Origin of the sequence: Microcoleus sp. B13-B6 (assembly GCF_036705405.1) — a bacterium.
GTDB lineage: Bacteria > Cyanobacteriota > Cyanobacteriia > Cyanobacteriales > Microcoleaceae > Microcoleus.
Genome location: NZ_JAUBUJ010000031.1, coordinates 67,834 through 79,454, shown reverse-complemented (window position 1 = coordinate 79,454; position 11,621 = coordinate 67,834). Strand labels below are relative to the sequence as shown.

Here is an 11,621-nt window from a genome sequence, read left to right as displayed (position 1 = left end):
TGATTCAGATAAATTTGTAGGGGTAGTGCTACCCCTACTCCCCGTGCCTACCCCCTATCTATAGGGCAACCACGGGGAGTAGGGGTCGGATTGCCCCTACAATAATTATGAGAATGATTTAGGATTGCTATATAAAATTGTTTGGTAGTGAGGACTTCAGTCCTCATAAAAGTCTGTGGACTGAAGTTTTCACTACTTGCCTTATAAGGGCTATTTTAATGGACATGATATCATTGCGATCGCCAGGATGAGCTTTCGCCTTCCCAAAGAAAGCAATTGCTTTCTTCAGGTAATATTTTGGCAACTCCTAGAGACATTTCTCCCTAAAAACCAGTCGCCCTTCTACCGTTCGGGGAACAACTGACAGGCCCTATTAGTTGGCTGATTTGCCCAATCCAAGCGAGAATTCCCAAATCGATCCATCCAACCTTCCAAATAAGCCCGATTAGCCTTTCTTTCCTCTGGATCTGATGTATTCATTGGATGAGGTGCTAGACCGAAAATAGTCGCCGTCGTCACGCAAAACATCGACTTTTGAAAACTCTGGCAAATTTGCACCCGCACATCGTCTTCACCGCGACAGCTAGTGCGATAAACTTCGTGCAAATACTCCGGCAAATAATGACGCATATCTTGCATTAATTGAGTTGGCGGAATCCCTGCACCTCCAATCGGTAAAGGGTCAGCAAACAAAGCCCCGTAGGCAAATTCTCTTTGTTCTTCCGGGATTTGATGAGCTTGAGCGTTGTAGGAAACTGTACCAAAAAACGCAGTGCCCCGAAAGAAAATTGACTCTACATAAGGCACTGCTACATCTGGTAAAAATGTTAAGTTAGCGCTCGCCGGAATGATATCGTAGACTTGAGGGCCAATCTTGACGCTGTAGGTAATTGGTAAACTGGCGGCGCTAACCAAACCTGCTAAGACAAAATCAACTACTTCTGCGATCGACTTAATTTTACCGGCTTCGTAGGCATCAGATAAGTCTATGAACAAATCGCTCATTACCCGCCAAAACTGACCGAGACCGGTGTAGTAAGCCAGCATCCGCACTTGTTCCGGCAAAAAATTAGGAAATGCTTTGTTGAGTCCCTGCATGAAAAAATTGCCTTTCAGTTTAGCAGCGATCGCCTTTTCGACCAAACTGCTAAATTCCGGGGTATCCAAATAAGTGTCAAAACCCCCGCCGCCGTGCCACAGCATAGTTTTCATAACATACTCAGCATACTCAAAATTTATGCGATCGTGCCACAAATAGCGCATTAATTTGGGCAGCGTTACCTCTCCGTTGAAATATTTAAAAAACGGGAAAAGCACTAAAAACTGTTCTTCTGCAATATAATTGAGATTGCGAGAATAGGCATCGAGAACCACACCGTAACTTTTGAGAATGCCGACAACTTCTACTACATTTTCCGCCGATTCGGGAAGCAAAGCTTTGCCTGATTCCAAGAGGTCAATGTATGCGGATAGGGGATGGGAAGAGGGTTTTAATACGGTACTTTTCATTCTTATTTAACCTTAATTGAAGGAAGGAACGACAAGGATTTGAACACGGATACACTGATGAATGGAATAGGTAGGGACACGGCAGTGCCGTCTCCCTACAGCCGTCTGCTGTATTTCATGGGATTGAAAACTGCCATAGGACTAAAGTCCGATGCTACTGAGATATTGCACCATTCTCAATTAGCCGTAGGGGCGGGTTCGCCAACAGCCTTAAAGCTTGCAAATAGGTTCTATAAACCCGCCCGACCCCCCGAAAAATCCTCTTATTGAGATTGCTGCAAGATGTCCGATGCTACGAACCTAGGTCATATTTTATTTCAAGTTTTGAGCGATCGCTTTAACTTGCGGTGGCACATTAGCTACCATTCCGATCGCTGTTTTCTCGCTCAAAGCAACTAAAACTCCCGGTTGCACTCCCATAATTGCGATAATTATGGCTAAAACCAGCGAAGGGATGCGATCGCGCCAGCGGACTTGGGGCAAATTTTCCACCACATCCGAAAGGCGGCCGAAAAAGGCGCGGTTGACCATAATTAAAAAGTAAACTGAAGTCAAACCAGTGCCGATCATGCAGAGCAAAGTTTGCACCGGAAACACGGGCAAACTGCCCCGAAATATCAAAAATTCAGCAATAAATCCAGCCAAACCCGGAATGCCGGCACTAGCCATCACGCCGAGGATCATTAAACTGCCAATCATCGGCAAACCGCGATCGGGATTGAACAAACCTTTGAGCACATCGATGTTGCGGGTGCCGGATTTTTTGTAAACAACGCCGACACTCAAAAATAGCAGCCCCGAAATTAAACCGTGGCTAACCATTTGCAAAACTGTTCCCAGCATACTAATCGGAGTAGCTGCGGCGCTAGCTAACAAAATGTAGCCCATGTGAGCGATCGAACTGTAAGCTACAATTTTTTTCATATCTTTTTGGGCGATCGCGCAACTCGCCCCGTAAAGCACGCTTACCACCGCCCAACTCGCCAAAATCGGCGCCGCCACCGCCCACGCATCGGGAAACAAACCCAAACCAAAGCGCAGCATCCCATAAGTTCCCAGCTTCAAAAGCACCCCCGCCAGCAGCACCGAAACCGGCGTCGAAGCTTCTACGTGAGCATCCGGCAGCCAAGTATGAAAAGGCACCAAAGGCATCTTAATTCCAAAAGCCAGCAACACCCCTGCCAGCAAAACAATTTGCCTTACCAAAGGCAATGGCAATCCTCCTTGCAAATGCGATGCGCCCGCTGCACCAACCATATCGAAACTAGAAGCACCACTAAGCCAACCAGTCCCCAAGAAAGCAGCCAGCAGCACAATTCCCGCAAATGCAGTATAGATTAAAAACTTAGTAGCAGCATAACCCCGGCGCTCGCCTCCCCAAATCGCAATTAACAGGTAAAGCGGAATCAATTCTACCTCAAAAAACAGGAAAAACAGCAGCAAATTTTGAGATAAAAAAGCCCCTGTTACGCCGCCTGTAATTAACAGAATCAAAGAATAATAAAGTCGAGGTCTGCGGATCGACTCATCCGTAGCGTAAATAGCTACCCCTGTCAGCAGAGTATTTAAAATCACCAAAGGCAGAGACAAACCATCAACGCCGAGATTGTAATTCAATCCCAAAGCATCTATCCAAGGAATAAATTCCGAAAACTGCAACTGACTGGTACTGGCATCAAACTGAACTGCCAAAATCACCGACAGAATAAAAGTTATACCCGCAATGGCGATCGCGACATTCCGAACTATTTTAGAACTGATCTCACCGGGCCAGAGCCCAATCAGGGCGGCCGCCAACATTGGTATCCAGATTAAAGCACTGAGCATCAATTAAAACTTTCCTTTATTACGCAGTTTTTAGAGATATAGCAATCCTCAATCATTTGTGAATTTCTTACTCCCTCCCCTTGCCAAGGGGAGGGTTGGGGTGGGGTAAAAAATTTACGAGTCCTGCAAGGATTGGTATATATTTAACATTAACGCAAAGCAACTGCATAAAAAAGCGATCGCCTGATTTTCTTGTTAACATAGATTCAAATGTGTCTGAAATCCTCCTATGACCTCAAGTCTTACCGATCGGGAAGATTTGCAAATTCGATCGGCCTATCCTTCCACCAGGCTAACAGTTACCGACTTGGAACAACTGCAAGGTATACTCTCGGAAGCACATCTAGACTACCAATTAGAACTCGTAGACGGGAAGATTATCGTTAGGGGCCCATCAGACATTGTATCGAGCGAAATTGGGGCAGAGTTTGGCAGTCTTTTGCTTAACTGGGTCAATCGATTTTAGATTTTAGATTGGAGATTTTAGAGGCGACCCCACGGATAAATGCGGGGGCTTGAGGATTTTCGATTTTCGATTTGGGATTGATTCCACGGATAAATCACGTGGCGGGTACCACCTTTGAAATTCCTGGTCAAACCTCGCGAACTCGGACGAGTATTTGAATCTAGCGGCGGGTTTATTCTCCCCAATTCCGATCTGATATCTCCCGATGTTTCGTTTGTGACAGCCGATCGCCTCAAACAAAGCAAAAGGTATTTTGCCGAACTCGTTCCCGACTTAGTTGTAGAAATCAAATCTCAGTGCGATCGCCTCAAACCCCTGCGAGAAAAAATTCTATCATTCATCGAACTCGGAGCAAAAGTAGGAATATTAATCGACCCAGACAAGCGCACAGTAACAATTTACACTCCGACAGCCGAGCCAGTGGTATTGAGAGACGGCGACATGATTTCAATTCCCGAACTTTTGCCCGGTTGGGAAGTTGCGGTGACAGAATTGTGGCCGATCGATTTTGAGTAAAATTAGATAAAAAAGCAGACAAACCCAGAATAAAATCATCTGCGTTCATCTGCGTTCATCCGCCCTCATCTGCGGTTGAAAATTAAATAACATCAGACAAAAAGCAGACAAACCCCGAAAAATTCATCTGCCAATCTCTGCAGTTTAAAACAGCCAAATAATCAACGCCAGCAACACAGCAACCCCCCCCGCAATAGTCAACACATAAAACTGCGACTGACCGGTGCCGCTGTACTTCAACCCTTCGCCGCTGAAAATTGTGGCAAAACCGAACAAATTCACCGCCCCATCCACCACATACCTATCAGTCCAAGCGCTGATTTTAGAAATAAAAGCCACAGCCCAAACCACAGTCACGCGGTAAACTCGATCGATATAAAAATCGTAAGCAAACAAATCCTGCAACGCCGGCACCGGCAGCCGTACCGGTCGAGGTAAAACCCCGTACCAATAAATCGCCACCCCAACCGCAACGCCAATCAACCCAGATAACATTAACAGCGGAAGATGCAGAGTCTTCAACAGCAAATTTAAAGTATCAAAATCCCCCGTTTCCGCCCAAGGCCCAGTCCAACTAATTAACAATTGCCACTGCTGCAACATCCAAGGCACCAACAGCCCAATCACTGTCAAAATTACCATCGGCAAAGCCATCTGCCAACCAACTTCTGGAGCTCTGCGAGTTTTCGGCTGCGGTTTTCCAGCGAACACTAAACCGAATATGCGAGTTAAATTTAGCGCTGTCAAACCGTTAACTAAAAGCAGCACTATTACCAGCCACAAAGGCAAAGTCCAAAAACCGTTGAGCCAGCGCCGCATCGCCCAAAAGTTGCCCAGAGGCAACAACGCTACCATCCCCGCAGCGCCTACTAAATAAGCCGTAGTGGTAGCAGGCATCTTCGACCACAACCCACCCATTTCTGTTAAATCTTGAGTGTTAGTTGTGGTAATAATTGACCCTACGCTCATGAATAATAGGCCTTTGGCGATCGAGTGCGCGAACAGCAACAGCAAAGCAATGTCAACTTGATTTAGCCCCACGGCGATAAACACCAAACCCAAAGAGGCGCTGGTAGAATGCGATAGTGCTCTTTTGATGTCGATTTGGGCGATCGCCACCAAGGAAGCGCCAACAGCCGTCACCGCACCCAAAACCACCAACACCGCATCGGCGATCGGCGAAAGCGCTAAAACAGGCTGAAGTTTAATCAAAACATAAGCCCCAGCGCCCACAACTACCGTATTCCGCATAATCGAAGCCGGGTTGGGCCCTTCCATCGCCTCGTCAAGCCACAAATGGAAGGGAAATTGAGCGCACTTGGCCGTAGGTGCAGAGATTAAAGCCAAACCTAAAAAAGTCGCCACTACAGGAGACAAAGTTGCAGTTTCAGCCCATATTTCCAAATCGGAAAAATTCAAACTTCCCGCTAAAGTTGAAAGCGTCACTACTCCCATCAGCAGCGGCACGTCTCCTACACGCTTGGTTAAAAACGCATCTCTAGCGGCTGTTACTACCAGCGGTTGAGCGTACCAAAACCCGACTAGCAAGTAAGTTGAAAGCGTCAGCACTTCCAACAAAGCGTAAGTTAGAAGCAGCGAGTCGCTAATGGCAATGCCGCTAATTGCCGCTTCAAAAAAACCCATCAGCCCAAAAAATCGAGCTAGCGCCCAGTCTTTTTCCATGTAGCCTAGAGCGTAAATTTGTGCTAGCAAACTCAGAACACTAACTAACTCCATTGCTCCCACGCTGACGGTGGAGATTTCTATTGCAAAAGACAAATCTAAATCGGCTGCTTGCACCCAGTGCACGAGCAACTGTTGGGGCGGTTGATCCCAAGTCGCTGTAAAAATAACTGATCCGTGTATGAAAGCTAACACCGTCATCAGCAAATTGAAGTATGCTGCAGGTCTCGGGCCTGTTCTGCGAACGGTGCCCGTAGACCACGGCAAAGTTAAAATTGCGCCTATTAAGCCATATAAAGGTACCCACCAACAGGCTTGGAGGAGAAATTGAGTCATTTAATTTATCCCTTAAACTTCAAATTACTGGCTGCCTTTATAGCTGGTAAAAGTATAGTCATTTATAGGCATGGGAGGCTTCAAGCCCCTCCCCCTTCACTTTTACTTTGAGCGGATTAACCCGCATTGGCCCAACTACGCAGCTCCCTATCCCATCGCTGAACGCATTTGGGATTGCTTTTCTGAGGATGTTGTACGAAGCGTTGATATCAGAATTAATTAACTGACCAGTCGATGTTTTGTACAAACCTCGCTTAATACGCTTACCAGTAAACATTGGCTCTTTTTCTGTTTTCCCGTAGACAGGGATTGGGTCTAGACCCACGAAGTTGGCCCGCGATGTGTAGGATTCTTCCTGCACAATTACATTGATTCCCGCCAACCGAGCTTTGTACTCCAACATTTCAATTAATCGAGAGTGAGGAATACTAACAAAGTTTTGGTTGGTTTGCTTCCCTAGATCAATTTCAGTTTTCCACTGTGCATTCTTGCCAATTACTAGCGTCCCAATTTGTTTGGTATTTAAAATCGCAACAATCACACGACTAACATGATGCAAGTAATTATCAACTTTTTGATGGCGACAACGAGTTAAGCGCGCTCATCCGGGGTGAAGTTTTGCGGTTCCCTTTTAACTGGGATTGTAATCGGGATTTGCGTTTGTTATAGAACTGGTTAATCGATTTTAATGGTCGCCCGTTAATCAACAAAGGGATAAATCCCGGTTGATTTGAAGTTAACGCCACTAAATTATCTAGTCCTAAATCAATACTAGCTACAGAGTTGGCATTGCTGATGGTGGACTCCGGTTCATCATAAATTATCTCAATTACATAGGAATCACATTTCGGAACCAGTCTAACTTGACAAATCTGGTTGGGATTGAGTAGGGTTTTAATTAAAAGTTCAGTCCCCGAAAGTTTAATGATTCCTTTCTTCAACTGTTTACTACTAATCGCTTGAATCGTGTAGACGAGAAGGTTTCGCCCTTTAGTCTTATCTTTGTACTTTGGCAATTTTGGGCGACCCGTGAATTTTGAAGAGTCAGCTTTGTAAGCTTTAACGGCTTCAAAAAACGATTTCCAATTCTTGTCTAACACCATTAAGATTTGCTGGCTTACTTTGGCAGGCAAAGCCTTGTAAACTTCATGAGACTTCATCAATCGGTTCATTTCGTTATAACTGACATAACCCCACCCATAAATAAAACTCTGACGAATGACGTAATGGGCGGCATTGTAGAGGTTTTTGGACTTGAAAGCTAGTTCGTCTATTTGGGCGAAACGGTGTGACGTTGATTTAATGATGTGCCTCTGTGTTAGTTGCATTTGAGAGTTGGGTTTTTTGGGCTATGCGTATTCCTTGTTCAACACTCACAACAATAGAATACCATTATTGTTTATAATTGCTTATAAACTCCATGAAGTTTTACAATACAAAAACTGTCGCGGGCGATCGCCTGATACCCTAAAACTTTGACTAAAGCCGATCGTATAGCTGTGGCAAAATAATTTGCACCCAAGATTCACTATACATTAAATCATCAAAACTGAGAATTCTCTCAAGATAAAATTACCTCCTGAGCAGGCGAGGCACTCAAAGAAACAAATGCCTGCCGATGGGCAAAGACTGCCTTTTTTGCCGATTTCCCTGCGATCCCCCTTTGGGAATCCCCAAGTTTCCCGGCAGTGACTCAGCTCCGGCTTCACATACCGAACTCTACTTTATGAGTATTATTACTTACTTTAATCCCCCTTCGCCGTCGGCTTCTACCCCTCTCTATATTAAGATTATTAAATAAATATTAAATTAGTTTAAGTAACATAAAAAATTTTAATTTTTGTTATTAAACATTATGATGTTAGTTTATATTGTCAAGGTGGACAGCTTCCCCTATTCTTATAGGATAGGAAGCTTTACACTGCCTTACTAATAAATGTGGGCCTCCCCGTCCAAATTTTTAGATTTCTCAAAGATTTGTAACGGTAATTTCGCTCATCCTCAAAGGAGATTCAAAAATGTCAATTGCCGTGGGAATGATTGAGACAAAAGGTTTTCCCGCTGTTGTGGAAGCTGCCGATGCTATGGTCAAAGCTGCCCGCGTTACCCTCGTGGGCTATGAAAAAATCGGCAGCGCCCGCGTCACCGTAATTGTGCGCGGCAACGTGTCGGAAGTCCAAGCCTCAGTCGCAGCAGGAGTGGAATCCGTCAAGCGGGTGAACGGCGGAGAAGTCGTCTCTACCCACATCATCGCTCGCCCCCACGAAAACCTAGAATACGTTCTGCCGATTCGATATACAGAAGCAGTAGAACAGTTCCGAGGCTACTAAGTTCTTAGCGCACAAAAATTTCGTTAAAGGAAAATTTGTGCGATCGTCAAAAATTAACTGTTTAGTTCCCCAAATATTCAATCAGGAGTAAAACCAATGGCAATTGCAGTTGGCATGATCGAAACCCTAGGCTTCCCCGCAGTGGTAGAAGCCGCTGACGCGATGGTCAAAGCAGCCCGCGTCACCTTGGTAGGCTACGAAAAAATCGGTAGCGCTCGGGTTACGGTCATTGTAAGAGGAGATGTCTCGGAAGTGCAAGCTTCTGTCGCCGCCGGAGTAGAGTCAGTGAAGCGCGTTAACGGCGGACAAGTGATGTCCACCCACATTATCGCCCGCCCTCACGAAAACTTGGAGTACGTACTGCCGATTCGCTACACCGAAGCTGTAGAACAGTTCCGTGAAGGCGTGAGCGGCATTCGCCCCCTCAACAGATCATAAGATAGGCTCACGGCTGTTAGGGGCGTTTGGTAATTAAAAATTAAAAATCGCGCTGTTTTTGATTTAGCATTTTTAATTTTTAATTGAGGTGGGTATGGGATATTGGTTATTAGTCATGAGTCATTAGTCATGAGTCATTAGTCATTAGTCATGAGTCATTAGTTACTAGACGAATAACTCTAAACGGCGGACAGCGGACTGAGCAAAGCTAATAAAAAAAAGACAAGTGACCCTGTAAAAATGACAGTTACCAATTACCTATTACCTATTACCTAAAATGCAAATGGCCAAAGTTCTCGGCACAGTTGTCAGTACCCAAAAAGAGCCGACGCTGAGAGGATCGAAATTTCTACTGCTGCAATTCATCGATGAGGAAGGTTCGCCAGTTCCCGGCTATGAGGTAGCCGCTGACTGTGTGGGCGCAGGTATAGATGAATGGGTTTTAGTAACCCGAGGCAGCGCAGCCCGGATCGCGCCCGGAAGTGAAAACCGTCCGATCGATGCTCTAGTAGTAGGCATTATAGATACTGTCAATGTAGAAAACCGCCTCATTTACAGTAAAAAAGACGACCCGTACCGCTAGTTGACAGTTGGCAGTTGGCAGTTGACAGTTGGCAGTTGGCAGTTGGCAGTTGGCAGTGAACAGTGAACAGCTAACAGTGAACAGTTGACAGTGAAGAGTGAACAGCTAACAGTGAACAGTTGACAACTAACAACTAACAAAAAATTTTTCAGCTTAGGAGAACTTAATTTATGGCAGTCCGCAACGTTGCGGCTCCCCCGACGCCTTGGTCGAAAAACTTGGCTGAGCCCAAAATTCACGACACCGCATTCGTACATTCCTTTTCTAACATTATTGGGGATGTGCATATCGGTTCTAATGTGATGATTGCCCCCGGGACATCTATCCGCGCCGATGAAGGCACTCCTTTTTATATCGGAGAAGGAAGCAACATTCAAGACGGAGTAGTGATTCACGGCCTAGAAAAAGGCCGAGTCACAGGAGACGACGACAAATCCTATTCTGTGTGGGTGGGGAAAAATACTTCCCTCACTCACATGAGTTTAATTCACGGCCCGGCATACGTGGGCGAGAACTGCTTTATTGGCTTTCGCTCTACGGTGTTCAATGCCAGAGTGGGCAACGGCTGCATTGTCATGATGCACGTACTAATTAAAGATGTCGAGATTCCCCCCGGTAAGTACGTACCTTCGGGAGCCATCATCACTAATCAGAAGCAAGCCGATCGCTTGCCTGACGTTCAAGATTCTGACATTCAATTTGCGACCCATGTCATCGGCATCAATGACGCTCTGAGAACGGGTTATCGCTGCGCTGAGAACATCGCCTGTCTAGCACCAATTCGCAACGAGCAAACTAAAAACCCAAATATGACTCAAACCAAATATTCTACCAATGCCGGCACCCAATTGAGTTCAACTCTTGCCGATAGCATCCGCAATTTACTAGCTCAAGGATACAGCGTGGGAGCCGAACACGCCGACGCACGCCGCTTCCGTACAGGTTCTTGGCGTACTTGCGGCCCGATTTCCTCAAAGCGCGACTCAGAAGTAATCGCGGCTTTGTCAGCTTGCATGGCCGAGCACCAAGGAGAATACGTCCGCTTGATCGGGATTGACACCAAAGCCAAGCGCCGCGTACTCGAAGAAATCGTCCAAAGACCGGGAGAAAACGGCTCTAACGGTTCTAACGGTGCGAAAACTCACCAATCTAACGGTAAAGTTGCACAAGCTTCAAACCACAATAGCGGTTCCGTGTCAAGCGGGAAATTGAGTGCCGAAACAGTGGCTCAGGTTCGCAGCTTGCTAGCTCAAGGCTACAAAGTGGGTACGGAACACGCCGACGCGCGCCGCTTCCGCACCAGTTCTTGGCAAAGCGGGGCTTCGCTGCAAGTCAGAAACGAATCTGAGGCGATCGCCGCTTTGGAAGCTGTGATGAACGAGTACCCGGGCGAGTACGTGCGCTTGATCGGGATTGACCCGAAAGCTAAGCGGCGCATAGTTGAAGAAATTATTCAGCGTCCAGACGGCCCGGTTGCTCAATCGGCTAAGCCGGCAGGAACATCTAAGCCTGCAGCAACATCGGGATACAAAGCAGCTTCGACTGGTTCGGCCAGCAGCGGCAGTTTGACCGGCAAGACGATCGACCAAATCCGCAACCTGCTTTCCCAAGGCTACAAAATTGGCACGGAACACGCCGACGCGCGCCGTTTCCGCACCGGTTCTTGGAGCAGTTGCGCCCCGATCGCATCCAACCGCGAAGCCGAAGTGATTTCTGCCCTCGAAAGCTGTCTCAAAGAACACAGCGGCGAGTACGTCCGCTTGCTGGGCATCGACTCCAAGGCCAAGCGCCGGGTGCTCGAAGAAATTATCCAACGACCTTAATTTGCTAGGTAATTAGCTTGTTTCTCCCGTTAAGCCCTCGCGCTGGGCTAACGGGAGAAACCCCAGCGGATTGAAGTTGGATTTGAGATAGTTAAATAGTTTGATCGATA

At 46.4% G+C, this 11,621-nt stretch carries 10 protein-coding genes and 2 pseudogenes; 7 read left to right on the top strand and 5 right to left on the bottom strand.

From position 1 onward, the window contains the following. Positions 1-342 precede the first annotated feature (342 nt). Positions 343-1,509, bottom strand: a complete 1,167-nt coding sequence (locus QUB35_RS16350) for a CO2 hydration protein (protein WP_333142863.1) — start codon at positions 1,507-1,509, stop codon at positions 343-345. A gap of 57 nt (positions 1,510-1,566) precedes the next feature. On the opposite strand from QUB35_RS16350, the gene QUB35_RS16345 reads away from it, so the two are divergent. Beyond that, positions 1,567-1,779: a hypothetical protein gene (locus tag QUB35_RS16345; protein ID WP_333142862.1), complete on the top strand. Its 213-nt coding sequence runs from the start codon at positions 1,567-1,569 to the stop codon at positions 1,777-1,779. Between the two features lie 42 nt (positions 1,780-1,821). Here QUB35_RS16345 and QUB35_RS16340 read toward each other — a convergent pair whose 3' ends face one another. Continuing rightward, positions 1,822-3,336 (bottom strand): NADH-quinone oxidoreductase subunit M, encoded by a 1,515-nt coding sequence (locus QUB35_RS16340; RefSeq protein ID WP_333142861.1) that lies wholly within the window; start codon positions 3,334-3,336, stop codon positions 1,822-1,824. A gap of 229 nt (positions 3,337-3,565) precedes the next feature. On the opposite strand from QUB35_RS16340, the gene QUB35_RS16335 reads away from it, so the two are divergent. Then, positions 3,566-3,802, top strand: a complete 237-nt coding sequence (locus QUB35_RS16335; RefSeq protein ID WP_445252007.1) for a hypothetical protein — start codon at positions 3,566-3,568, stop codon at positions 3,800-3,802. Between the two features lie 126 nt (positions 3,803-3,928). Continuing rightward, a pseudogene (locus QUB35_RS16330) lies at positions 3,929-4,318 on the top strand (Uma2 family endonuclease); the annotation flags it as partial. A 144-nt stretch (positions 4,319-4,462) separates the two neighbouring features. On the opposite strand, the gene QUB35_RS16325 reads toward QUB35_RS16330, so the two are convergent. The 3 genes and pseudogenes from QUB35_RS16325 to QUB35_RS16315 form a co-directional block, all read right to left on the bottom strand. Next, positions 4,463-6,337: an NAD(P)H-quinone oxidoreductase subunit F gene (locus QUB35_RS16325; protein ID WP_333142860.1), complete on the bottom strand. Its 1,875-nt coding sequence runs from the start codon at positions 6,335-6,337 to the stop codon at positions 4,463-4,465. 58 nt (positions 6,338-6,395) lie between these two features. After that, positions 6,396-7,665 (bottom strand): annotated as a pseudogene (locus QUB35_RS16320) (RNA-guided endonuclease InsQ/TnpB family protein). Positions 7,666-7,736: 71 nt separating this feature from the next. After that, positions 7,737-7,859: a hypothetical protein gene (locus QUB35_RS16315; protein WP_333142859.1), complete on the bottom strand. Its 123-nt coding sequence runs from the start codon at positions 7,857-7,859 to the stop codon at positions 7,737-7,739. 496 nt (positions 7,860-8,355) lie between these two features. Here QUB35_RS16315 and QUB35_RS16310 point away from each other — a divergent pair, with 496 nt between their 5' ends. From QUB35_RS16310 to QUB35_RS16295, 4 genes are all read left to right on the top strand, one after another. Continuing rightward, the gene (locus tag QUB35_RS16310; RefSeq protein ID WP_006635059.1) at positions 8,356-8,667 is read left to right on the top strand and encodes a carbon dioxide-concentrating mechanism protein CcmK; all 312 of its coding nucleotides are present in this window, start codon (positions 8,356-8,358) and stop codon (positions 8,665-8,667) included. A 96-nt stretch (positions 8,668-8,763) separates the two neighbouring features. After that, positions 8,764-9,105: a carbon dioxide-concentrating mechanism protein CcmK gene (locus QUB35_RS16305; RefSeq protein WP_006635058.1), complete on the top strand. Its 342-nt coding sequence runs from the start codon at positions 8,764-8,766 to the stop codon at positions 9,103-9,105. 277 nt (positions 9,106-9,382) lie between these two features. Continuing rightward, complete coding sequence (locus tag QUB35_RS16300; RefSeq protein ID WP_172186882.1) at positions 9,383-9,688, top strand: EutN/CcmL family microcompartment protein; 306 nt, start codon at positions 9,383-9,385, stop codon at positions 9,686-9,688. Between the two features lie 170 nt (positions 9,689-9,858). After that, positions 9,859-11,511, top strand: coding sequence for a ribulose bisphosphate carboxylase small subunit (locus QUB35_RS16295; protein ID WP_333142858.1), 1,653 nt, complete (start codon positions 9,859-9,861; stop codon positions 11,509-11,511). Positions 11,512-11,621 lie beyond the last annotated feature (110 nt).

Excerpts from the sequence above, each read along its gene's own strand:
- QUB35_RS16350 (WP_333142863.1), bottom strand. The coding sequence starts at position 1,509 with ATGAAAAGTACCGTATTAAAACCCTCTTCCCATCCCCTATCCGCATAC.
- QUB35_RS16300 (WP_172186882.1), top strand. The coding sequence starts at position 9,383 with ATGCAAATGGCCAAAGTTCTCGGCACAGTTGTCAGTACCCAAAAAGAG.
- QUB35_RS16345 (WP_333142862.1), top strand. The coding sequence starts at position 1,567 with ATGAATGGAATAGGTAGGGACACGGCAGTGCCGTCTCCCTACAGCCGT.
- QUB35_RS16325 (WP_333142860.1), bottom strand. The coding sequence starts at position 6,337 with ATGACTCAATTTCTCCTCCAAGCCTGTTGGTGGGTACCTTTATATGGC.
- QUB35_RS16335 (WP_445252007.1), top strand. The coding sequence starts at position 3,566 with ATGACCTCAAGTCTTACCGATCGGGAAGATTTGCAAATTCGATCGGCC.
- QUB35_RS16340 (WP_333142861.1), bottom strand. The coding sequence starts at position 3,336 with ATGCTCAGTGCTTTAATCTGGATACCAATGTTGGCGGCCGCCCTGATT.
- QUB35_RS16305 (WP_006635058.1), top strand. The coding sequence starts at position 8,764 with ATGGCAATTGCAGTTGGCATGATCGAAACCCTAGGCTTCCCCGCAGTG.
- QUB35_RS16295 (WP_333142858.1), top strand. The coding sequence starts at position 9,859 with ATGGCAGTCCGCAACGTTGCGGCTCCCCCGACGCCTTGGTCGAAAAAC.
- QUB35_RS16310 (WP_006635059.1), top strand. The coding sequence starts at position 8,356 with ATGTCAATTGCCGTGGGAATGATTGAGACAAAAGGTTTTCCCGCTGTT.